Genomic DNA, 25,356 nt, shown 5'->3' on the forward strand with positions numbered 1-25,356 from the left:
TATATTATAGCAATAGCTAGCGCTCTGTAGTTAAATTTGAAATTGATTAACCAAATATGCCTTTTTGATTTTAGGCTATTTCCTGAAAACAAATTGAATGAGAAATTTACTAATTTTTATTTCCCTATTATTTTGCGCACCTATTATTGTAAATGGTGCTGGTAAGCGTAATGAAACCTATACTGTTTTTATTTCGACACAAATAAGTGTTCACCCTAGAATTGGCTATGGCGCCGAGAAATTAGTGAAAGAATTAATGCGGCTTGGTTACGATATAAAGCTAACGGGAGTTAGTTATAATGAAAAAATCAAACCGCTAAATAAAGCTATCGTTATTAGTGTGGTAGACGATGTTGTGTTGGGCAAATTGATTCCGCAAGAAATTAAGGATAAAGTTAATAGTGCAGGTAAGGAAGGGTTTACCTTGTCGACAACAAAGGATGGAACACTCTACATTGTTGGTGCCGATGCTTCCGGAACACTATATGGCTGTATGGAGATGTTGGATAGACTTGCAGCCGATTCTAAAATCCCTAGTCGACTTAGTCTGACAGATCGTCCGCAGATGGTGTTGAGGGGAACGTGTATTGGATTGCAGAAACCCGATTATTTACCTGGCAGAGATGTATATGAATACCCTTATACGCCTGAAAGTTTCCCTTGGTTTTATGACAAGGCATTATGGATAAAATATTTAGACATGATGGTTGCCAACCGCTATAACTCCCTTTATTTATGGAATGGGCATCCTTTTTCATCATTGATCAAATTAAAAGATTACCCCTATGCTGTCGAAGTTGATGAAGCAACCTTTAAAAAGAACGAAGATATTTTTAGATTTTTAACAAAGGAAGCTGATAAGCGAGGAATATGGGTAATTCAGATGTTTTATAATATCATTATTCCCAAGCCTTTTGCTGAAAAGCACGACCTAAAAACACAAGACCGGAATAGGCCTATTATTCCGTTAATTGCGGATTACACGCAGAAGTCTATTGCAGAGTTTGTGAGAAAATATCCTAACGTAGGGTTAATGGTGGCTTTAGGAGAAGCGATGGAGGGGGTAGGACAAGATGATGTTGATTGGTTTACCAAAACGATTATACCGGGGGTTAAAGATGGGTTAAGCGCTGCAGGAATTAAAACGGAACCGCCAATTGTGTTAAGGGCGCATGATACTGATGCGGCTATGGTGATGAAAGCCGCACTACCAATCTATAAAAATTTGTATACAGAGGCAAAATTCAATGGAGAAGCACTCACTACCTATGAGCCGAGAGGAAGTTGGGCTCAACTACACCGCAACTTAAGTGCAATTGGTACCGTTCACATTTCCAATGTGCATATATTGGCAAACCTGGAGCCTTTTCGCTATGGATCAGCAGATTTTATTCAGAAATCTGTTCAGGCAATGCATAAAATATACGGTTCAAATGGCTTACATCTATATCCGCAAGCCTCTTATTGGGATTGGCCTTATTCAGCAGATAATGTAAAGGGCAGGCAATTAGAAGTAGATCGCGATTGGATTTGGTATAAAACATGGGGACGTTATGCATGGAATGCTGATAGAGATAGAGCGGCAGAGATTGATTATTGGGGTAAACAGCTGGCAGCTACCTATGGTGCTAATTTAGCTGGTGGGAAAGCTATACTAAAGGCATATGAAGAATCTGGCGAAATTTCACCAAAATTGCTCAGGCGATATGGCATAACCGATGGGAATCGCCAAACTATGACGCTTGGCATGTTAATGACCCAGTTGATTAATCCATTTCGTTATGGTTTATTTACTTTAATGTACGAGTCTGAAGCTCCGGAAGGGGAAATGATTATTGAATATGCGGAAAAAGAATGGAACAAACAGCCGCATATTGGCGAAACTCCTGTGCAAGTAGCTAATGAAGTGGTCGAACATGGAAAAAAGGCATTGGCGGCTATTCATTCGGCATCCAAAGGTGTAACCAAGAACCAAGAAGAATTTGCACGCTTAAAGAATGATATGTACTGTTATAATGCCATGGCTAATGCATATGCGGAAAAAGTTAGGGCTGCCTTACACATCTTACGATATAAATATTCTAATGAGCTAAGCGATTTAGAAGCGGCATTACCTTTTCTGGAAAAAAGTTTAAGCCATTACGCAGAATTGGTTAAACTAACAGAAAATGATTATCTATATGCTAATAGCATGCAGACTAAACAACGCAAGATCCCGATGAGGGGAGTTGATAAAACTTTTATTACCTGGAAGGAAATGTTGCCTGTGTATACGGCAGAGCTTAATCACTTCAAAAAGAGTATTGACTCTTTAAAACATACTAAAGCAGGATCAGCAACGCAAATTGTACCCTTTAAGAATGCAGAAGTTGAATTGAATGCTTCCCATACGCTTTACAATCTCGCTAAATCAGCCAAAGTTTTTACCGATACCACAGTAAAAATTAAAGAAATTACAGAGAAGTTAATCGGTTTACAAGCTATATCCTTTGGTATATTGTCGCAAAATAAGGTGGGTACCGAAATTACTTTCTCGGCTAAAAAACCCGTAAAGCTATTAATAGGGTATTTCAATGAAAAAAATCCAAAGTACCTACCAGCGCCCCAGTTAGAAACCGATGCTAGTGCCAATAACTACGGACAAGCTGAAATTAAGATCTCCAATGCGATAATCGTAGAGGGTTTTCCACCTATCAATGTTCATACTTTTTCATTTGGAGTGGGTACACATACGCTTAACTTAGGAAAAGGGCAATGTTTGGTTTTAGGTTTTATTGACGATAAGGAAGAATTAAGAATTTTTAACGCCGGCCTCGATGGTCGTGGAAGAGATATAGATTGGTTATTTGAATAATGGTAAGAAGACTAATAATAACAACCCTGCTACTAACTAATTTAGCTTTTACAGGTTTCGCTCAGGATAAAAATGATAAGTTAGGTAAGTATGTAAGCTATTTTAATAGCATTGATACCGAGGCGGTGAAAAATTACATCCCAAATGGGAAAGCTTACCAGTGGCTCTCCGAAAATATTCCTTTATTAGAGTGTCCCGATCCAGTGATAGAGCAAAATTATTATTACCGATGGTGGACCTTTCGAAAGCATCTGGTAAAAACCCCACATGGTTTTATTTTTACGGAGTTTATAGAACCAGTAAAACACGCCGGGAAATTTAATGCCATAAGCTGCGCCTTGGGTCACCATCTTTATGAGGGAAGATGGTTAAAGAATAACAGCTATATACAAGATTATGTTAAATTTTGGTTATACAATGCAGATGTGGGTGAGACAAAACCGCGCTTCCACCAATTCAGCAGTTGGATTGACGACGCCGTGTATCAAAATCATTTAGTGAAACCTGATCAAGCTTTTCTAAAAGAAATTTTACCAGCATTAGATGCCGATTATGAAAAATGGGAGAGGGAAAGGCAACTTAAGAGTGGTTTATTCTGGCAGCACGATGTGAAAGACGGAATGGAAGAATCGGTAAGTGGTTCGAGAAAAGACGAAAATAGACGCCCAACCATCAACAGCTATATGTATGCAAATGCAAATGCATTAAATAAAATCGCTGGTCTTTCCAATAATGAAGTACTCAGCGACAAATATCGAGTTAAAGCTTTATCTATCAGGAAGCTGGTGTTAGATAGTTTGTGGGATACTTCAGCTTTCTTTTTTAAGACTAAGCATCCTAAGGGAGATCTTTCCCATGCGCGTGAAGCAATTGGCTTCATTCCCTGGGATTTTAATTTGCCAGTTGATAAACGCGAATATGCGAAAGCTTGGGATCAGTTACTAGATACTGGTGGATTTAACGCACCCTGGGGTTTAACAACAGCCGAGCGTAGAGAGCCGACGTTTAGAACCCGGGGTTCAGGACATGGCTGCGAATGGGATGGAGCTTTATGGCCTTTTGCCACTTCACAAACATTAAAGGCGCTTGCAAATCTTTTAACCAACTACAAAAACCACGGTAAAATGAATGCTGGAGTGTTTTATAAGGAATTACATAAATATGCATCATCACACACCAAAAATGGCAAACCATATATAGGCGAATACCAGGACGAGAAAACGGGCGAATGGCTTAAGGGCGATCATCCAAGGAGTAGTTTTTATAATCATTCTACTTTTAATGATTTGATAATTAATGATTTAATAGGCATAAAACCGAGGATTGATAATATTTTAGAAATCAACCCGCTAATTCCAAAGGGAGAATGGGACTGGTTTAAACTATCCAATGTCTCCTATCATGGGAAGACAATTATTATCGTTTGGGATAAAACAGGGAAAAAGTATAACCAAGGAAAAGGTTTTCAGGTTAGCGTAAATGGTAAACAGGTTTATAAGGGAAAAATGCTGAAAGCGATAACGGTTGATATGAAATAGAGATTAACATGAAACATAAGATAAGAACGCTAATTTTCACTTTAATAGTGGGCTACAGTTTTAACCTAAGTGCACAATCATATTACAATGTGCTTAACTACGGTGCAAAAAATGATAGTAGTAGATTAGCAACATTTGCCATTAAAAATGCCATCGATGCGGCTTCAAAAAAAGGCGGGGGCACTATTTATTTCCCTGCCGGAAAGTATTTAACTGGTCCGATCCATTTAAAGAGCAATATCACCATTTTCATTGATGCAGGTGCAGAACTTCATTTTAGTGATAATTTTGATCATTATTTACCAATGGTTAAAAGTAGATACGAAGGCGTGGACGTAACCAGTTTTTCGCCGCTATTTTATGCTTATAAGGCAGAAAATATAGCGATCATTGGAAGAGGCATTATCGATGGTCACGGTAAGAAATGGTGGGATTTCGTAGAGGGTTATAAAGAAGGTCAGCCTCGCTCAAAATGGCAGCATACTTTTGACGAATTAAATAAGGATATTCTTTTACCTGACGACCCTAAACAGATGAAACGAGGGTTTTTACGCCCGCCCTTCATTCAAACCATGTACTGTAATAATTTATTGATACAAGGTATAACCATACGCAATTCGCCATTTTGGACGGTTAACCCCGAGTTCTGCGAAAATGTAACCATTCATGCAGTAACCATTACCAATCCACATTCGCCAAATACAGATGGCATTAATCCTGAATCATGTAAAAATGTAAGAATCTCAGATTGCTATATTAGTGTAGGCGACGATTGTATCACCATTAAATCCGGTAAAGACGGTCCGGGCAGAAGGACAGCCGTTGCTGCCGAAAACTATACCATCACAAATTGCACCATGCTGTCCGGGCATGGTGGTGTCGTAATCGGAAGTGAAATGAGTGGGGATGTTCGAAAAATTACCATTTCCAATTGTGTTTTCGACGGAACAGACCGAGGCATCCGACTTAAAACGGCTAGAGGTAGAGGTGGGATTGTTGAAGAGATCAGGGTAAATAATATCATTATGAAGAATATTCGCGATCAAGCAATTGTGTTGGATATGCAGTATGCTAAAACTAATCCGGAGCCAGTTTCTGAACGTACACCTCGTTTTAGAAATATCCATTTTAGCAATATGACAGGGCAGACCAACCAAGCGGTTTATATAAATGGTTTAGAAGAGATGCCAATAGAAAATATTACTTTCAACAATATCAACTTAGATGCAAAGACAGGCTTTGACATAATCAATGCGAAAAACATAGCGCTACACAATGTTACGGTAAATACCCAAATTGGTGCAGCAATTAAAGCTACAAATGTCGACTACCTTGTATTAGATGGCATAAAAACATTTACACCGCTACCAAATGCCCCGACCATTAATCTGAAAAATGTGACTGATGCTTTTATTTATAACGCCTTTCCAGTTCAAAGCGAATCAAATTACCTCCAGGTAAGTGGATCAAAAACTAAAAATATTGCCTTAGGAATAAATAATTTCAGGAACGTCAAAAATCCAGTGAAACTTGAAGCTGACGTACCAGAGCAGCTTATCAAAATAGCACAATAATGTTTATCAAATCACTTAAAATTTCAATTATAGCGATTGTTTCTTTGGCGAATGCACATGCCTTTGCACAAGGCAATCAAGTTTTATGGTATAAAGAACCCGCTAAAATCTGGACAGATGCACTCCCTATTGGCAACGGCAGGTTGGGCGCTATGGTGTTTGCTGGAGTAGCAACAGATCGTATCCAATTTAATGAAGAAACGCTTTGGACAGGTAAACCTAGGAACTACAACAACCCAGGTGCCTCAAATTATTTAGCAGAGATCAGAAAGCTGCTAAACGAGGGTAAACAGCAAGAAGCAGAAGCTTTAGCCCAAGAAAAATTCATGGGACTAAAAAGCGAGGAGGGAGATCGTAAAAAATGGACTGCAGAAATGGCAAGCGCAAACAAACCTGCTATGCCCGATTTTGATGATAGAAGCTGGAAAATAATCCCTGTGCCTTCGTATGAAGGGTGGGAAACAGTTGGTTTAGCAAATTTAGATGGTGCAGTCTGGTTTCGAACCACCTTTGAATTGCCTTTGGAATGGAAAGGAAAAGACTTGGTGTTAGATTTAAATCGGATAAGAGATGAAGATTTCACCTACGTGAATGGTAAGTTAGTTGGTAATACAGATAATCTGAATTCCCGTAGATATAACATTTCGGCAAAAGACCTAAAGGTTGGCAAAAATACCCTGGCTATCCAAGTACTCAATTATTTTGATAAAGGTGGGATAGCAGGATATAAAGACACTCGTAGAAACATTGGCATTTATCCGGTTGGAGGAACAATTGAGCAGGGAATTTCCTTAGTAAAAGACTGGAAATATCATATCCAGAACAATGAACCCCCCGCTACAGCGCAATATCAGGAAAGCTATCAACCTTTCGGCGATTTGAAACTTTATTTTAAAGACCATCGTACTCAATTTAAGGATTATAAAAGATCACTCGACTTAAATACAGCCATCTCTACTACCACCTATACCCTTAATGGCATAAATTACCAACGAGAATATTTTGCAAGCGCACCAAATAATGCCATAGTAGTGAAACTCTCAGCAAATCAGCATAGCGCAATAAGTTTCGATGCAGAATTAAGTAGTCCGCATTTAAGTGCAAAAACTCAGGTTATAGACAATCGAACTATTGCTTTAAATGTAAAAGTAAAACATGGTGCGCTTGGCGGCGAAGCTCGATTGATAGCCGTTGTTAAAAATGGGAATACCCGAACAGCGGACAATAAAATAAGCATTAGGAATGCTGATGAGGTAACCTTGTATTTGATTGCAGCAACCAACTTTGTAAATGCTGATGATGTTTCTGGAGATGCTAAGAATACCCTTAATAAAGCTGTGAATAGTTTAAAAACCAAGACATACACTGCTATTAAAGAAGATCACGTAGCTGATTACCAGCGTTACTATAATGCCTTTACAGTCGACTTTGGAAAATCAGTAAATGAAAGTCTGCCTACTAATGAGCGGATTGAGCAATTCGCCAAAGCAGATGACGCTGCTTTTGCTGCGTTATATATGCAATACGGACGTTATCTTTTAATTTCCAGTTCTCGACCAGGCACACAACCTGCAAATCTGCAAGGCATTTGGAACGATCTCCTTAGTCCCCCTTGGGGAAGCAAGTATACAACCAATATTAATTTAGAGATGAATTATTGGCCTACTGAGATACTTAATCTGTCCGACTTAAACGAACCACTTTTCGCTAAAATTAAACAATTAGCTACAAAAGGCTCGGTAACCGCTAAAAATTATTACAATGCCAATGGGTGGGTTTTACATCATAACACAGATTTATGGAATGGTACGGCACCAATAAATGCATCAAATCATGGTATCTGGGTTGCAGGCGCTGCTTGGTTGAGCCATCACTTATGGGAACATTACCAATTTACAAAAGATCAGCAGTTTTTAGCAAAAGATGGTTATCCACTGATGAAGCAAGCAGCGTTATTTTTTGACGACTTCTTAATTCAAGATCCAAAAACGGGCTGGTTGATCAGTACGCCGAGTAATTCTCCCGAAAATGGAGGCTTAGTTGCTGGTCCGACTATGGATCACCAAATTATCAGAAGTTTATATAAAAGTTGTATCGCTGCTTCCCAAATTCTAGGAACTGATGAAGCTTTAAGAAGAACCTGGCAGAAAAAAATAGAGCAACTTGCACCAAATCAAATTGGTAAACACGGACAGTTGCAAGAATGGTTAACAGATGTAGATGATACTACCAATAAACACAGGCACGTATCGCATTTATGGGGAGTTTATCCTGGTAACGATATTACCTGGAATACACAGCCTAAAATGATGAGTGCGGCGAGGCAATCTTTGTTATATCGGGGCGATGAAGCGACCGGCTGGAGCTTAGCATGGAAAATTAATTTTTGGGCAAGGTTTAAAGATGGCGACCATGCGATGAAGATGATTAAGATGTTGCTAAAACCCGCAATTAATGGTAGTTCTGGTTCTTATGTTAACTTATTCGACGCGCACCCACCGTTTCAGATTGATGGAAATTTTGGCTCAGCAGCAGGAATTGCTGAACTAATTATTCAAAGTCACGACAGCTTTATTGAGCTTTTACCTGCTTTACCGTCTGCTATTCCGCTTGGGCAGGTTAAAGGCATTCAGGCCAGAGGTGGATTTGAATTCAACATTAAATGGGAAGGCGGTAAATTAATAGGATTGGAGCTAAAATCAAAAGTTGGGGGCAGTTGTAAATTAAGGTATAAGGATTTAACGCTTAACCTGGAAACTAAAGCTGGAGAAAAGTATGAGTTAAATGGAGATCTAAAGATCATATGAAAAAGCTGATTGTCCTGAATTTTGCGGTTCTCCTAGTTCTTCTTTGCCCCGCACTTTTTGCTCAGGAGGTAAGAAAGAACATTTCCTTAAACAATAATTGGTTAAGTAGAGCAGACGACAAGGGACCTTGGGAAAAGGTAAATGTCCCGCATAATTGGGATCAATATGAAGGGTATCAGCGTAAATTGCATGGCAATAGACATGGTTATGCCTGGTACCGTAAAACATTTAAAACAAACGAACTAAAAACAGGTAAACGCTTTTTTTTATATTTTGAAGGGGTAAGTTCTTATGCTACTATTTGGTTAAATAATAAAAAAGTAGGCTACCATGCAGGAGGGCGAACAACTTTTACAATTGACATAACTTCCGCTATCAAGTTAAATAACCAACAAAACGAATTAGCTGTTAAAGCAGATCATCCGGCAAATATTCAAGATTTACCCTGGGTTGATGGAGGTTGCTCAACTGAACGGGGTTTTTCTGAAGGGTCTCAGCCAATGGGTATTTTCAGACCGGTGCATCTCTTGGTTACTAACGACGTAAAAATTGAGCCATTTGGTATTCACATTTGGAATAACGATCAAGTTACTAAAAAGTCGGCCGAGTTAAATCTTAGTTCGAGAATCAAAAACTATACAACAACTGCCAAAAGTGTAACGGTTGTAAACCAAGTGCTCGATCAAAGTGGAAAAGTCATCAAAACTGTGAAAGAGGTAGCCAAAGTTTTACCTGGTAAAGAAGTAAAAGTAGAGCAGGTTACCGGAGCGCTAAAAAATGTGACATTATGGTCGGTTGATAACCCATACCTTTACAAGATTAAAACTTCCTTATGGGTAAATGAGGTGCTCAAAGACCAAATTATTACGCCATACGGGATTCGGTGGATTAGCTGGCCCATTGGGGATACGAAAAACAGCAAACAATTTTTGTTAAATGGTAAGCCGGTTTTTATCAATGGCATTGCAGAATATGAGCACTTATTGGGGCAGAGTCATGCATTTAGTAAGGAGCAGATCAAATCGAGGGTGATGCAAATTAAAGCTGCTGGCTTCAATTCCTTTAGAGACGCTCATCAGCCACATAATTTATTATATCAAACCTATTGGGATCAGTTAGGTATTTTAAGTTGGACGCAAATGGCCGCACATATCTGGTATGATACTCCCCAATTCAGAAAGAATTTTAAGGCATTGTTAACTGAATGGGTAATAGAACGTAGAAATAGTCCCTCGGTTGTGCTATGGGGTTTGGAAAACGAAAGCACCTTGCCGGAAGACTTTGCAAAAGAATGTACTGAATTAATTCGTCAGCTCGATCCAACTGCTTCCTCCCAGCGCAAAGTAACTACGTGTAACGGCGGGAAGGGTACCGATTGGGATGTGCCACAGAACTGGACGGGAACCTATGGTGGTAATCCGTTCACTTACGCAGAAGATCTGCAGAGACAGGTTTTGGTAGGGGAATATGGTGCATGGCGTACGCTTGATTTGCATGAAGTTGATTCGCTGGGCAAAGGCTATACAGAGAATCATATGACCAGTTTAATGGAAACAAAAGTTCGTTTAGCAGAATCTGTTAAAGATAAAGTTGCCGGACATTATTTTTGGTTATATAGCTCACATGATAACCCGGGCAGGGTTCAGGGGGGTGAGGGTTTACGGGATTTAGACAGAATTGGGCCGGTTAACTATAAAGGAATGTTTACCCCATGGGAAGAACCAACCGATGTATTTTATATGTTTAGGGCTAATTATGCACCAAAACAAACACAACCCATGGTGTATATCGTATCGCATACCTGGCCAATGAGGTGGAACAAGCCAGGAATTAAAGATAGCATTGTAGTTTATTCAAATTGTGATGAAGTTGAACTTTTCAATGATGTCAACGGTCAATCGCTTGGAAAAAGAAGCCGAGATGCTATCGGTACGCACTTTCAATGGAATAAACCCAACATTCAATATAATGTATTATATGCAGTTGGGTATGTAAATGGTAAGCCGGTAGCAAAGGATGAAATTGTGTTAAATAATCTGCCACAAGCCCCTCAATTCAATAAATTGTATCAAGGCAACGTTAGTTCAGCAACAAAAGAAGGCTATCATTATTTATATCGAGTAAATTGTGGCGGACCAGCATATACAGATAAGAGCGGTCATAAATGGTTGGCCGATAAGCAACTTTCTGGAAAAGATCGTTTTGGCTCAACTTCGTGGACGAAAAATTTCCCAGGGGTACCATCATTTTTTGCTAGTCAGCGCCGAACGTTTGACCCGATTAAAGGCACAACAGATTGGCCACTTTTTCAAAGCTTTAGATATGGCCGACAGCAATTGAAATATCATTTCCCATTAAAAGATGGAGACTATCTAGTGGAGCTTTACTTTATCGAACCATGGCTGGGAACGGGTGGCGGGATGGATGCAACAGGGATGCGCTTATTTGATGTGGCTATTAACGATAAATTGGTGTTGAACGATGTGGATATTTGGAAAGAAGTTGGTCATGATGCTTTGTTAAAGAAACTCATTAAAACAACAGTTAAAGGTGGTTTGTTGACTATTTCCTTCCCAGAAGTTAAAGTTGGCCAAGCAGTAATTTCTGCCATTGCAATTGCCAGTTTAAACAAACACCTCAAACCCGCATTAGAAAGTAAGTCCTTAATAGAAAGTAAAGTCCTTAAAGCTTCGACATGGTTGGATGTGGGAAACCTTCAATACCAGCAGAGCGATATTCAGTTTACCGCTCTCCCATCAAATTTGTATGGTGCCGAATGGATCCAGACTTCGTTAGAAAGCAATGCGGGCATTAATTTTAAAGTAACCGATTTAACGGATGTATTTATCGGTGTTAGCAGGCGATATCACAAGGAAATTCCACAAGGTTTTGAAGACACTAAAACCACTATTAAGAATAGCCTAAACGAAGAATTTTCCGTATTGCGTAAGCGCTTTGAAAAGGACCAAAATGTGGTATTGCCTAATAACGTGGCTGCTGTTGCAGTGTTGGCGCCCACACAGCTCGAGCCGGCTTATGATTTAAAAGCTGTAACCACTTATAAGGCTACGGATGCGGCTTTGAAGGGAAAGCATATCGTCAAGGAGGATTTGATGGGCAGACAGAGAGTTGTCTTTAAAGAGCAAACAGGAGATGTGCTGGAATGGTCTGTTACGGTGGGCGTAGCAGATACTTACTCTTTAACGTTAAAATTTCATAACCCCTTTCAAGATAACTTACAAGCAACGCTGGAACTTTTAAGCGCAGATGGAACGCTGATGAAAACTGAGGAAGTTGTTTTAACACCAACCAAAGAAGGAAAGTGGAATTATTTTTCGACTAACTCTGGCTCCATGATCAATGCCGGAACCTATAAAGTTAGGTTAACAGCTATCAATGCTAAGGGCTTATTTATTGATGCATTGGATGTTCAGTAATAAGATAATATACTACAATACCTAGGCAAAATCTAATATTAATATTATATATTCTGCATTGATATTTGTTTAATCCAATTATAAACGAGCAACCAAAAATGAAGGGTCTTCCAATTCTTGATCTTGCGATTATAGTCATTTACCTGATGGGAATGATTTTGGTTGGCGTGTATTTTTCCAGAAAAAATAAAAGCTCTGAGCAGTTTACCAAAGCAGCCGGACTCATCCCCGGATGGGCAATAGGTATGTCTATTTATGCCACCTTTTTAAGTAGCAATACATTTATAGGAGTGCCAGGAAAAGCATTCGGAGGTAACTGGAATGCGTTTGTGTTCAGTATTTCCATGCCCTTAGCCGCTTGGATCGCAGCTAAATATTTCGTTCCATTTTACCGAAACACCGGAGAGATCTCTGCTTATACTCATTTAGAAAACCGCTTCGGTTCTTGGGCTAGGGCCTATGCGGTGGTTTGTTTCCTGCTAACCCAGTTGGCGAGAATGGGCTCGATATTTTTCGGAATAGCGCTAAGTCTCCAGGCTTTAACGGGCTATTCTATGCAAATGATCATGATCGTAATGGGAATATGTATCATTATTTACACGGTAATGGGAGGTATTGAGGCGGTAATTTGGACAGAAGTAGTTCAGGCAGTTGTTATTACCCTAGGAGCACTTTTAATTTTATATCTCATCATTAGCAATATGGATGGAGGAATAGCCAAGGTGGTGGCAATAGGGGCAAAGGATGAGAAATTTAGTCTTGGAAGTCTTACACCCAATTTAACCATATCTTCCTTTTGGGTAGTACTGTTATATGGCTTTTTTATCAATCTTAATAATTTCGGTATGGACCAAAATTATGTACAACGTTATCATACAGCTTCTTCTAATAAAGCAGCTTCCAAATCCATTTGGCTTTGTGTATGGTTGTACATTCCGGCATCCTTGTTGTTTTTTATAATCGGTTCCTGTTTGTACGCTTATTATGAAGTTAACCCCGATTTAGTTTTGGCCGTTAAACATCAGGTTGCAGTTGAACGTTTACCCTCCGGTGCATCGACCGCAGAAATTTTAAAGTTGCAAAACTCTCTGGGTCCTGCCGACTACGGTGATAAAATTATGCCACATTTTATGGTTACAAAAATTCCAATAGGGGTGGTGGGATTGATAATTTCTGCGGTTTTATCTGCTGCGATGAGTACCATTAGCTCAGGAATGAATTCCTCGGCCACTGTTTTTTCAGTAGATATTTATAAAAGATATATTAAACCTGACGTAACCGAGCGGCAAAATTTGTCTCTCTTGCATATCGCAACTATAGCATTTGGCCTCTTAGGAATGATTGCCGGTATTGCGATGATCGGAGTGAAAAGCATTTTAGATGTATGGTGGGAATTGTCGGGTATTTTTGCAGCCGGTATGCTGGGATTGTTCTTATTGGGTATTATTAGTAGGCAAACTAAAAACCATGAAGCTATTACAGCAACAATTGTGGGAATTGTGGTAATTATTTGGATGACATTTTCTTATTTATTACCGCCCGCATATGAAACGTTCAGAAATCCACTCCACAAGAATATGATTATTGTGGTTGGTACTTTAACTATCTTCTTAACAGGTTTATTAATAACGAAAATGAAGAAACTAAAGGGTTAAATAACTAATTTTTATTATAGAGTTAAAAAGAATGGAAAACTCCCAAAAAGGGTTCATCCCGGTCATGCTCACGCCTTTTTTGAGCAACGGAAATATCGATTATAAAGCGTTAACACAGCTTACAGAAATTTATTTGCAAGCCGGGGCAGCGGGTTTATTCGCCAATTGTTTGTCGAGCGAAATGTTCGAGTTAAGCGACCTGGAACGGATCCAGGCTATCAAACATGTGATTAATGTTGTGGGTGGCGAAGTGCCTGTAATTGCAACTGGTACATTTGGAGGTGCGATTTCCAAACAGGCAGATTTCGTAAAAAAGGTGAATGAGGTAGGCGTAGAAGCTGTTATTGCCATTAGTAGTTTATTGGCGCAAGAACATGATAACGATGATGTTTTTGAAAACAATGTTTTTGAGTTGCTAAAGCAAACAGATCAGATCCCTATCGGTTTTTATGAATGTCCGGTGCCTTATAAAAGGGTTTTAAAACCTCAGCAACTTCAACAATTTGTACGAACAGGCAGGGTAATTTACCATAAAGATACCAGCTTAGAGCTGAGCCAGATTAAAGAAAAGATTAAATTAACTAAAGGCTATAAATTTGGCTTGTATGATGCGTATATGGTACATGCTGTCGACTCACTGAAGGCAGGGTCTGCAGGTTTATCTTGCATTCAAGGCAATTATTTCCCCGAGTTAATTGTGTGGTTATGCGATCATTATAATGATACAAATTTAGCCGAGGAAATAAGTATTGTTCAACAATTTATTATTGATAACATGGATGTGATGCATGATGTTTATCCAATAGTATCTAAATATTTCTTACAAAAAAGAGGTTTAAATATCTCCACTTTTACCAGAAGGGAGGTAGGTTCTTTTACACCCAAAGTTGTAAAAAAAGTTGAAAAACTGTTTGATGATTATACGGCTTTGCTAAGTGATATCAATATCCAGGTTTATATTTGATTTTCCGACTTCTGTTTATATTGATCTCCTTTAAATTTGTTGCCCATTAAATAATATACTTCACTTATATACTTGTAATATTTTATCAGATCCTTGTGACCTTCTCCTCTTTGAATGAGTTTGTTTTTCAATGCTCTTTCAAAATATCCCAAGGAGGTGCCATATTCTTTTTTCTCTCGATAGGCATTGCCTAAGCCTTCGTAAGATCCAATAATTTCGGCACTTGTTTCTCCCAAAATCTTCTCCCTTATCTTCAATGCTTCAAGATGAGCCGCTATGGATTTATCAATCTCCTTATTGTTTCGGTGAACGTTGCCTATGTTGCCGTAACTCGTTGCCACATCGGTATGGTAATCTCCTAGCTTTAGCCGTCGAATAGAAAGCGCCTTGTAATGATAAACTAAAGATTGGTCGTATTTTGCTAGCGCATTATAAATTACACCCAGACTAATATAAGTCGTAGCAATTGCTAAATTATTAGAATCAAGTGACTTCAACCCTTCACCTAAGGCTTTATCCAAATAAACTTTAGCTTTTTCATACGCGTCGCCCCGTGTTAGTATTACCCCAATCTGATTGTAAGAATCTACAAATTTTTCAATATTTCCGAGATTTTGAAATTGAACAGCAGCCTTTTCATAATAAATTAATGCACTGTCTGTTTTCATATTTTTCCGAAAATCAGCTGCTTTAATAAAATAGCTGTCGGCAACTGGGTTTCCTTGCCCATTTACACTATTCATAAGGGTGAATACGCTTATAATATTGCATCCGATCATAACTAGTTTTCGCATCGCTTTACTTGTTTGGATTGCTGTTTTGAACCCCATAGCTTATGGCAGCTTTAAGGATATCTATGTTAATATCTTTAAGCGTTTTAAATTTAATGCAATATCCGCTTACACTTGCCTTGCCAAGCGTTTTTCCAAAGGTAGCCGCTAAGTAATTCTTATCTTCAATCCCAAGAACATAAATTGAGATTCCAGTAGTATTTGCACTTAAACCGATCTGATAAAACTCTTTGGTTTTTCCATCAGCGTAGCGGATGGAATAAGCCCCATATCCAATACTTGGATTTGAAACAACTTTATTGTTGCTATCGGTGCCATCTAAAAACCATAATTTGCTTGTTGGTAATAATTTAAGAATACTATCGTGAAGCGCTAACATATCGCTACGCTTCGGTTCAGATTGACTATTGATATAATTTTGAATTTGTTCCTGTAGTTTCATCTCAATAGTAAGTATTTTAATTTAAGTACAATATAGTGATTTCAAACAATTGCTAAGGCAATTCTTACTGTGCTAATAGATTTTCCAAATAATCTAGTGTAGCCGTAAATCCTTCTTTGAAGCCCATTTCTATCATTTTCTCCATGCGTTCAAGTGAGTCGTTTTTGATAACAATACTAATAATGTGTATTTCCAAGGTATAATTCTTTTAAAGACGAGCTACAGTTCAAGTAGGCATCAAGTAGGCATCAAGTAGGTATCAAGTAGGTATCAAGTGGTCTTTCGCACTACATTAAACTTACTTGATACCTACTTGATGCCTACTTCATGCATAGTATCTTATCAACTTTTTTTACTATTGATTAATTATTAAGGACCGCCATTTGTCAGTTTCTGCAAATTCTTTGATAATGCTGTTCCTTTCTATTAACAATTTCCTCAAATAGTTAGTCAATACGAGTCTGTTAAACAACTGACCAAACACGCCGTATGGCGATTCGAATTCAAAAATGTCATGCATCATTACCTTACCTGAAACTTGTTCAAATTTATGCTCGTGATAAATCGATTTGAAAGCTCCATTTAGCTGCTCATCAACAAAATAATATGGTCTTTCAAAAGCGGTAATTTTTGAGGTGAGCTTTTGTTTAATTCCAAAATGAGTAGCTTGCCAGGTTACCACTTCATTTAAGCCTATTAGCCCAGAGGTTACGCCAGCAATCGCTTCTTCATTGGTTTTGGCTGTTGATATTTTGTGCAGGTCGATGCTACGGGCAAGGTCAAAGCAAACATCAATAGTGGATTCAATTGCTGTTACAAGTTCAATTTTCGGCATTCAGGATAGTTTAAATGTTTCTTTTCGATGGGTTCTAATTCAAATATTTCCTTTTGTAATCTAAGGGTGTCATTCCGGTAACTTTTTTAAAATGCCTATAAAAATTAGAAACATTATTAAATCCACAATTAAAGCAGATCATTTCGGTCGGGAGCTTGTTCTCAATTAAAAAACGGCAGGCGTGACTGACCCTTATTTCAATCAAAAAATCATAGTATGTTTTTTTTGTCATCAATTTAAAATACCTGCAAAACGAAGTTATACTTAAATTACTCAAAGACGCAACTTCTTCTAAGCTAATGTCTTTCTTGTAATTGGTTAAGGTATAGGTACAGATTTTATTAATACGGAGGGTTTCAGACTCGTTCGACTGGTAAAAGGTGCTTTTTGTAGTTATCGTTTCAAATTCATCTGTTTCCGCTAATGTCTTAAGAATGGTTAACAAAATGATCACTCGATCTAGATTGGTAGCATGTACCGCTGTCTCCATCAACGTGGCAAGTGTCTCCTTCGTTTTGCCGTGAATGACCATGCCGCTTTTTGCTCGTTCAAATAATTTAGGAATGAGATAGGCTTCAGGTAAATTTAACAAATGTTTGCCCAAACAATCGGGTAAAAAATGGATAACCATAGCCTCTACATTTAGCTCGGGATTGTTCTGGAAATATTCATCCTTACAACGCCAGGTATGCGGCAAGTTTTCGCCTAATAATACCATTTCATCCGAAGTGAAATTGCTGATGTTGTCGCCAATGAAACGTACGCCTTCGCCCTTAATATTATAATGCAATTCCAGCTCGGGATGGTAATGCCAAACTGTTCCAAAATCTGGTTTAATATCATGCCTGATGCTGAACGAACTTTGGAGCGTAACTGGAACTTTGTGAAAATGTGGTTTCATCTCTATTTATTAAAAAATAATAAATTTTTACTTTTGCGAACTCAATTGGCTTTGGCAAATCATAAATGTATTAAGATTAAAGATAGGGGGTTTTAAGATAACATCCTATATTAATTTGATAAATAAATAGAATAAATAGTGTTTTTGATTATTGAGTTTTGTATATAGCCTATTAGGCAACAACCAAAATATAAACCGACAAACTCTTTCTATATAAATTGTTTGTTCATTAATGAATTATGAACGCAGGTGTACAGACACAAATTGCATTAGTTTCAAGTGGGGATTTAAGGCTCTCGGCAAATCAGAATTGTTGGGCCGCACAACTCCAAATGGAAAGTCAATTAGCAACAGCAATTGAGAAGCTCGGTTGGTCTGTAAAACGTGCTCATTCCTATCACCCAACTAAAAAACATGGCTTTATAGATTCGCAGCGAATGGGCATGGATGTATTTCGCAATATCGATCCAGCGCAACCGCTAATTGTAGCCGAAAGTGTTTGGCAATATTCGCATCATGTATTAGCTGGTTTAACTACACATCGAGGTCCCATTTTAACAGTGGCTAATTGGAGCGGTCAATGGCCCGGCCTAGTTGGTATGCTGAATCTAAACGGCTGCTTAACAAAAGCCGAAATACCTTATAGTACTTTATGGAGCGAAAACTTTGAGGATGATTTTTTTGTAGATGGCTTGCAAGAATGGTTGTCGACAGGTAAAATAAGCTACGATCAAAGTCACGTGAAAAGCTTTAGCTTAAGTAAAATCCCTTTGGCCGACGAGAAAAAAGGAAGATCATTCGCTCGTGGTCTGAGAGACCGTAAAGTAATTATGGGTGTTTTTGACGAAGGCTGCATGGGCATGTACAATGCAATTATCCCTGATGAACTATTGCATAAAACAGGTTTCTTTAAAGAACGCTTAAGTCAATCGGCCTTATACGCAACCATGCTACAAGTTTCCGACCAGGAAGCAGAAGCAATATTAACCTGGTTGCTGAAAAGAAAAATGAAGTTTAATTGGGGAATCAACGAAGAAACCGAGTTAACTAGAGCGCAAACTTTACAGCAATGCAAAATGTACATTGCAGCATTACGCATTGCTGATGAATTTAGTTGTGATACCATTGGAATCCAATATCAACAGGGCTTAAAAGACCTAACGGTGGCGAGCGACTTGGTTGAGGGTCTGTTAAATAACAATGAGCGGCCTCCTGTGTTTTCAATCGATGGCAGAGAGCTATATCCGAAAAAAGCATTACCGCATTTTAATGAGGTAGATGAGTGCGCAGGTCTGGATGCGCTGGTTACTTATAAATTATGGAACGAGATGGGTATGACAGGTGAAAATACCTTGCATGACATTAGATGGGGAGAGCATTATAAAGGTGACGATATTGACCAATTTGTTTGGCTTTTCTTAATCTCGGGCGCTGCACCGCCTGCACATTTTATAGATGGTTATGCAGGAGCCAGCAGCGAGAGGCAACCTGCAATGTATTTTAAATTAGGGGGCGGGACTTTAAAAGGCGTTAGCAGGCCAGGTTTTATTGTATGGAGCAGGGTATATGTTTGTAACAATGAACTCCATTGTGATTTAGGAGTAGGGGAAGTTGTTTTCTTACCGAAAGATGAAACAAATAGAAGATGGAAGGAGACCACTTCAGAATGGCCAATTATGCATGCTGTTTTAAAAGGAGTAAACCGCGATCAGTTGATGGCAAGACACAAAGCAAATCATATACAGGTGGTATACGCAAATTATGAAGCCAATGCGCATGAAGCATGCCGAATTAAAGCGGCTGCGATGGATGAATTGGGGTTAAAAGTGCATTTTTGCGGCGATGTAAACTTAATTAAAAAGAGAAACTAATAAATTAAAGAAAATGAGACTTTCAGTTATCCTATTTTTGATACTAATAAACGTTATGAACACGTTTGCGCAGAGCAACGCAGTAGAAGATAAAGATGCTTATGTAAAAGTAATTACAGAACGTTCAAATAAACTGGTTGCAGGATTAAAATTGGAGAACGAATCTATCGCGCAAAAAGTAAGCTTTATTGTAAGAGATCAATATAGTAACCTGAACGACATTTACGCTGCTCGCGATTTAAATGTTAAAGCGATCAAAGAAAAGTACACAGATAAGGAAGAACTGAATGCGGCCTTAGCAAAAGAATACGCAAAGGTAGAGGCCGAGACTGGAAAACTGCACAAGGCTTATTTAAGTAAATTGTCTAAACAGCTAACACCTCAGCAAATTGAAGGAGTGAAAGACGGAATGACTTATGGGGTTTTGCCACTTACCTACAAAGCATATCAAGAGCAGATCCTTACTTTAACAGATGAGCAAAAGAAGCAAATTTTAACTTGGTTAACCGAAGCGAGAGAGCGTGCAATGGATGCAGAATCATCTGATAAAAAACATGCTTGGTTTGGAAAATATAAAGGAAAAATCAATAATTATTTATCAGCCGCAGGTTACGATTTAAAAAAGGAGGGAATAGCATGGCAAAAAAGGAGAGAAGCCGCGAAAGCAAATCAATCGAATTAAAAACTAACCAAATAATAAATATGAACTCAAAAATTTTACGTAAATTTTCATTGTCCTTGCTGGTGTTATTGCTGGCGAGCACAATTTCATTTGCTCAAGACCGAAAGGTGACGGGGAAGGTAACTGATCCAGATGGAGCACCTATTCCTGGAGTAAATGTAAGTCGGAAAGGCGAACCGAGTAATGTGAGTACCAATGCTAGCGGGGTGTACACAATCCAAGTTAAATCCGATCAGGACGTATTGGTTTTTTCCTACATTGGATTTGTGAGACAACAAGTTATAGTAGGTGATCAAGCTACAATCAATATCAAACTTTTATATGATCAAAGTGAATTGAGTGAGGTTGTGGTTGTAGGATATGGCCAACAAAAGAAAATATCTTCCACACACGCCTTGGAACCTGTTAATATGAAAGCTATCCAAGATTTACCAGTGGGAGGGTTAGCGGCTGCCTTAAGAGGTCAGATAGCCGGTTTAAGTGTTTCCGGCGGGCAATCTAGAACTGGCCAAAATGCATCTTTAATGGTCAGACAGCCGAGAATTTATTCAAAAGATGGTGGTACAACAGAGCCTCTCTATATAATTGATGACGTGATTAAAACTTCGGCAGAGTTTAACTATTTAGATCAAAGTGAAGTAGAAAGCATCACGGTGCTAAAAGATGCCGCAGCAGCGATTTACGGGGTAAATGGTAACCAAGGTGCTATACTTGTTAGAACAAAACGGGGGCAAGTTGGTGGACCAAAAATAACCTATAGTGGTTCCTTAGGTATTACGGATGCCGTTAAGATGCCGGAAATGATGAGCGGCTATGAACATGCAACATTCCTAAATTCTTATAACTATACAAATAATCCAGCCAATTTTTTAACCAATACATTAAGATATACCCCAGATGAACTGGCATATTTTAAAGAAAATAATTACGATTGGTTGGATATGGCTTGGAAAACTTCTACTATAAACCGACATACGTTAAACGTTAGTGGAGGAGCAGAGAAAGCAACTTATTTTGGAAGTGTGACCTATAATGCCCAAGATGCCAATCTGGAAGATATTTTTGCAGATAGATGGACCTATAGGGCGAGTGCTGATGTAAAATTAGCGACTGGTTTAAATTTAGGGATCCAACTAAGTGGCGATGTAGCGAATAATAGAGCCTATTGGTTAAAACAAGGTGGAGAAAGTATTGAAAAAGATGTGTTAGCGTTAATGCAAACCCCACAGTTTAACCCTCCATATATTAATGGTTTACCAGTAAACCTAACAAATGCAACAAATTCTACAACGGAAAATTTCCATTTCTTTGCGGTCCAAAAAAATGGCGATTATACCAGTTCTAGAAACGTGGGTATGAATATCAATTTAAATCTTAATTATGAAGTTCCCTTCATTAAAGGATTATCGGCCCGGGCTTTTTATAACCAAAGAAATAACAACGAGTTTGGAAAGCAATATGGTACGGCTTACGATGTGTATAGATTTACTATGCTAGGTGAAAACAAACATATTTATGGTGGTGATATACTAAGTAAAGCTTCTCTAAAAAATGGTTATATGTTGCGTTTCAATCCGGCATACAATAAAAACTACCAATTAAATGCAGGTTTAAATTATAACAGAAGTTTCGGAAAACATAGTATTTCCGCTTTAGCTATGGTAGAACAAAGAGAATCTTATGCAGATGGAGTCTCCACTTATATTGAAGATCCGATCATGGGCGGACTAGACAATATGAATTACTTTTACGGTACCTCAGTAATGCAGAGTGAGTCTGAGTCTGAGTCGGGATATTTATCTTATATCAGTAGATTGAATTACGGATTTGATGAAAAGTATCTATTTGAAATGACTTTAAGAGCAGATGCCTCTACAAATTTCGCACCTGAAAATAGATGGGGTTATTTTCCATCATTCTCAGCTGGTTGGGTGGTAAGTAACGAGAAATTCTTCCAAAATCATGTGCGATTCATGGATTTCCTTAAAATTAGATCGTCATTAGGATTTGTAGGGGGTGATAGAACAAGAGCTTATCAATGGTATAATAGATATAGAAAACAAACCCAAAGAAGCGCTGTGTTTGGCGGCGATGCAGACAGAACACTGATTTTTAATCAAAATGGTATCGCAAATAGAAATGTTGTTTGGGATGATGCTGTGAAATTTGGTGTGGGCATTGAAACTCGTTTTTTAAAAAACCGGTTGTCAGTAACATTGGATGGATATCAAGATAGATTCCATAATATGCTAACACAACTCTCATCATCTGTTTCTTTGTTGGTCGGTGAATCATTACCATCAGAGAATTTTTCAGAAATTAAGACTTTCGGTACGGAAATTAGTGTGGGATGGAACGATAAAATAAATAATAACCTATCTTATCGTGTAAATACTTTCTTTTCATGGTATGATGATAAAAACATCAAAAGAGACGTAAGCGCTGGCGATTTGGGTACCATGATGGATAATACAGGAAGATCAAGTGATTTAGGAATATATGGGTATAAATATACTGGTATGTTTAGGACACAGCAGGATGTAGATGCGTTTTTAGCAAAGAATCCAGGATATACACTTTTTGGTGCAGCGCCTAAGCCTGGTATGTTATATTATGAAGATATTTCTGGTCCTAGAACCGGGGGGGATTTAACAGCACCTGATGGGAAAATTACAGAAGCAGATCAAACCTATTTAACAAAAAAAGCTGATAATCATTTTAATACTGGTTTAAACTTTGGGTTAACCTATAAATCATTAAGCTTAAATGTTACTTCAGGAATTTCATGGGGTGGACAGGGAACAGTAGAAGGAGATGCTAGAAAGAGAGCCACTCCGACGCTTAATAGACCAGGGTTTTGGGCAGATCATTGGACAGAGCAAAATACAAACGCTAAGTACCCAAATCCATTCTACTATCAAACTTATGAGCCTTTATCTTCTTTCTGGTTTAGAAGCTCTACCACTATCAGAATAGCAAATATTAATATGTCATATAATTTGCCGGAGAAACTGAATGCCAGATTAGGTATTAGTAACGCTAGGCTTTTTGTGGTGGCAACCAATCCATTCAGCATCCATAATCCTTATAGCGATTATCGATATGAATCGGGATCATATAATGTTTACCCTGTATTAAAAACTTGGTCGTTCGGTTTGAATGTTGGATTTTAAAAAAGATTAATTATGAAATTATTTTATAAATTGTGTATAATGGTAGCTATCTTATTTAGTATAAGTAGTTGTCAAAAAGTGCTGGATAAGAAGGACTTATCTTCGCTTGATGGAGATTTGATCTTTAGCGACTCGACGCTGGCCTTCTTTAACCTAAGCTTTGTGTATGACCAGAATTTACCAGCGTGGTTCGGAAATACCGGAGGAGCAATAAACGGAAATGGAACTTTTTCTGACGAAGCTCAAGGTACTCATCTGTTCTTTCAAGGCCAAGTTATTTCTACTACGGTGGGTGACTTTGGTACTGGTTTGAGTAACTCAAACACATGGGGCAAGATTAGGAAAATCAATGAATTTATCAGAGACATTAAAAAGGGCACTTTGCCAGAGGCTACAAAAAACAAAATGTTAGCCGAAGCGATGTTTTTTAGAGCATTCAGATATTTCGATTTAGTTAGACTATATGGCGGAGTGCCTTTGGTGTTAGAGCCGATGGATCCGATAGGGGCAGAAAACAAAGAAAGTAATATGCTTCCTAGAAATTCAACTGCAGAATGTATCGCTCAAATTGTTTCGGATCTAGATTTTGGTATTCAAAATTTGCCTGGAAGATACAGCTCGAACGCTGATTGGGGAAGAATTACAAGGGGAGCAGCAGCAGCTTTTAAAGGGCGTGTATTGCTAACTTATGCTAGCCCTCAATTTAATCCGAGCGATTCACAGGCTAGATGGCAAGCAGCATATGATGCCAACTTAAATGCTAAAACACTGTTAGATGCGGCGGGCTTTGGCTTAAACACATCTTATTCAAATTTGTGGTTTCAAGAAGTAAATAACCCAGAAGCAGTACTTATAACAGGATATAATACTAAAAATGGAGATGTTTCGAAAAAGAACAATACCTATGATTTGCAAACCAGACCTACTTATTTAAGTAGCGGTAATGGCGGATCGAATGCGCCAACCTGGGATTTTGTAAGTGATTATCCAATGAAAGATGGTAAAAAGCCAGGAGTTTCTACAACATATCCTTATGATGTGAAACTCTTCTATAAAAATAGAGATCCTAGATTCGATCAGACTATAGCTTATAATGGAGCAACATGGCCAATTCTTGGCAATGCTAACTATAGATTGTGGACCTATTATACTTCTACAAATAATGGCTCAACTTGGACATCCTTCGAAACTAATGCAAGTAATACAGGCTTTTACCTGAGAAAGGCAGTTAGTCCGACAATTACGGTAGATCTATTGCCAAACTCTGGAACAGATTGGATTGAATTGAGATATGCCGAAGTGTTATTGAATCTTGCAGAAAGTGCCGCTGGTATTAATAGAACTAGTCAGGGCGAAGAGGCTTATCAAGGCTTAATTGCATTACGAAAAAGAGCAGGCATTGATCCTGGTGCTGACGGAATGTATGGCTTAACACCTGGCTTGCAGAGATCCGGTTTATTGGAAGCTATCTTATACGAGCGTAAAATCGAACTGGCTTTCGAAGGAAAACGTTTTTGGGATTTACGTAGATGGAAGAAATTCGAATCGGTGCTTAATGGAAAGAAAAGAACGGCTTTACGCGTGAAATTGAAAACAGGAGCAGGAATGCCAACCCCTGCTGAATTCTTAAATACCAGAAATAATTTAGACCTGGACAATGTTTATACCAGCTTTTTTGAGTTCGAAATTCAGGATAAAGATGGAGCAAATATTAATTGGAAGCCAGAGTATTACTTCTTTGCTATTCCTGATAACGCAATAAACAATAACAAAAAGCTAATTCAGAACAATACTTGGGGTGGTGCATTCAATCCTTTAAACTAAATCATTGT

16 protein-coding genes are annotated in these 25,356 nt (G+C 38.4%); 11 read left to right on the forward strand and 5 right to left on the reverse strand.

What is annotated here, in order from left to right:
• The first annotated feature begins 97 nt into the window (after positions 1-97).
• The 7 genes from BM207_RS12600 (at position 98) to BM207_RS12630 (ending at position 14,829) form a co-directional block, all read left to right on the forward strand.
• Positions 98-2,854, forward strand: coding sequence for an alpha-d-galacturonidase (locus BM207_RS12600; RefSeq protein WP_090994510.1), 2,757 nt, complete (start codon positions 98-100; stop codon positions 2,852-2,854).
• Positions 2,854-4,392, forward strand: a complete 1,539-nt coding sequence (locus tag BM207_RS12605; protein WP_177217116.1) for an MGH1-like glycoside hydrolase domain-containing protein — start codon at positions 2,854-2,856, stop codon at positions 4,390-4,392. The genes BM207_RS12600 and BM207_RS12605 overlap by 1 nt, the downstream gene beginning before the upstream one ends.
• A gap of 8 nt (positions 4,393-4,400) precedes the next feature.
• Positions 4,401-5,966 (forward strand): glycoside hydrolase family 28 protein, encoded by a 1,566-nt coding sequence (locus tag BM207_RS12610; protein WP_090994511.1) that lies wholly within the window; start codon positions 4,401-4,403, stop codon positions 5,964-5,966.
• Positions 5,966-8,773 carry a glycoside hydrolase family 95 protein gene (locus BM207_RS12615; protein WP_090994512.1) on the forward strand — a complete coding sequence of 936 codons (2,808 nt, stop codon included), beginning with the start codon at positions 5,966-5,968 and terminating at the stop codon, positions 8,771-8,773. Before BM207_RS12610 ends, BM207_RS12615 begins: the two co-directional genes overlap by 1 nt.
• Complete coding sequence (locus BM207_RS12620) at positions 8,770-12,210, forward strand: malectin domain-containing carbohydrate-binding protein (protein ID WP_090994513.1); 3,441 nt, start codon at positions 8,770-8,772, stop codon at positions 12,208-12,210. Before BM207_RS12615 ends, BM207_RS12620 begins: the two co-directional genes overlap by 4 nt.
• A 98-nt stretch (positions 12,211-12,308) precedes the next feature.
• The gene (locus BM207_RS12625) at positions 12,309-13,865 is read left to right on the forward strand and encodes a sodium:solute symporter family protein (RefSeq protein ID WP_090994515.1); all 1,557 of its coding nucleotides are present in this window, start codon (positions 12,309-12,311) and stop codon (positions 13,863-13,865) included.
• Positions 13,866-13,896: 31 nt separating this feature from the next.
• Complete coding sequence (locus BM207_RS12630) at positions 13,897-14,829, forward strand: dihydrodipicolinate synthase family protein (RefSeq protein WP_090994516.1); 933 nt, start codon at positions 13,897-13,899, stop codon at positions 14,827-14,829.
• Here BM207_RS12630 and BM207_RS12635 read toward each other — a convergent pair.
• From BM207_RS12635 to BM207_RS12650, 5 genes are all read right to left on the reverse strand, one after another.
• Positions 14,820-15,572, reverse strand: coding sequence for a tetratricopeptide repeat protein (locus tag BM207_RS12635; RefSeq protein WP_177217117.1), 753 nt, complete (start codon positions 15,570-15,572; stop codon positions 14,820-14,822). The genes BM207_RS12630 and BM207_RS12635 overlap by 10 nt on opposite strands.
• A gap of 55 nt (positions 15,573-15,627) precedes the next feature.
• Positions 15,628-16,062, reverse strand: coding sequence for a DUF1801 domain-containing protein (locus BM207_RS12640; RefSeq protein WP_090994519.1), 435 nt, complete (start codon positions 16,060-16,062; stop codon positions 15,628-15,630).
• A gap of 64 nt (positions 16,063-16,126) precedes the next feature.
• On the reverse strand, positions 16,127-16,258 hold the full coding sequence (locus tag BM207_RS19380; RefSeq protein ID WP_262497207.1) for a hypothetical protein: 132 nt from the start codon (positions 16,256-16,258) through the stop codon (positions 16,127-16,129).
• A 159-nt stretch (positions 16,259-16,417) separates the two neighbouring features.
• Complete coding sequence (locus BM207_RS12645; RefSeq protein WP_090994522.1) at positions 16,418-16,897, reverse strand: SRPBCC family protein; 480 nt, start codon at positions 16,895-16,897, stop codon at positions 16,418-16,420.
• Positions 16,898-16,931: 34 nt separating this feature from the next.
• Complete coding sequence (locus BM207_RS12650) at positions 16,932-17,798, reverse strand: AraC family transcriptional regulator (protein WP_090994525.1); 867 nt, start codon at positions 17,796-17,798, stop codon at positions 16,932-16,934.
• A gap of 239 nt (positions 17,799-18,037) precedes the next feature.
• Here BM207_RS12650 and BM207_RS12655 point away from each other — a divergent pair, with 239 nt between their 5' ends.
• The 4 genes from BM207_RS12655 to BM207_RS12670 are packed head-to-tail and all read left to right on the forward strand — an operon-like array spanning position 18,038 to position 25,348.
• Complete coding sequence (locus BM207_RS12655) at positions 18,038-19,669, forward strand: fucose isomerase (RefSeq protein ID WP_090994527.1); 1,632 nt, start codon at positions 18,038-18,040, stop codon at positions 19,667-19,669.
• A 55-nt stretch (positions 19,670-19,724) separates the two neighbouring features.
• Positions 19,725-20,351 (forward strand): DUF3826 domain-containing protein, encoded by a 627-nt coding sequence (locus BM207_RS12660; RefSeq protein ID WP_245768097.1) that lies wholly within the window; start codon positions 19,725-19,727, stop codon positions 20,349-20,351.
• 20 nt (positions 20,352-20,371) lie between these two features.
• Positions 20,372-23,524: a SusC/RagA family TonB-linked outer membrane protein gene (locus BM207_RS12665; RefSeq protein ID WP_245768098.1), complete on the forward strand. Its 3,153-nt coding sequence runs from the start codon at positions 20,372-20,374 to the stop codon at positions 23,522-23,524.
• 12 nt (positions 23,525-23,536) lie between these two features.
• Positions 23,537-25,348: a RagB/SusD family nutrient uptake outer membrane protein gene (locus BM207_RS12670; protein ID WP_090994533.1), complete on the forward strand. Its 1,812-nt coding sequence runs from the start codon at positions 23,537-23,539 to the stop codon at positions 25,346-25,348.
• Positions 25,349-25,356 lie beyond the last annotated feature (8 nt).

Origin of the sequence: Pedobacter insulae, from assembly GCF_900113525.1 — a bacterium.
GTDB classification, from domain to species: domain Bacteria; phylum Bacteroidota; class Bacteroidia; order Sphingobacteriales; family Sphingobacteriaceae; genus Pedobacter; species Pedobacter insulae.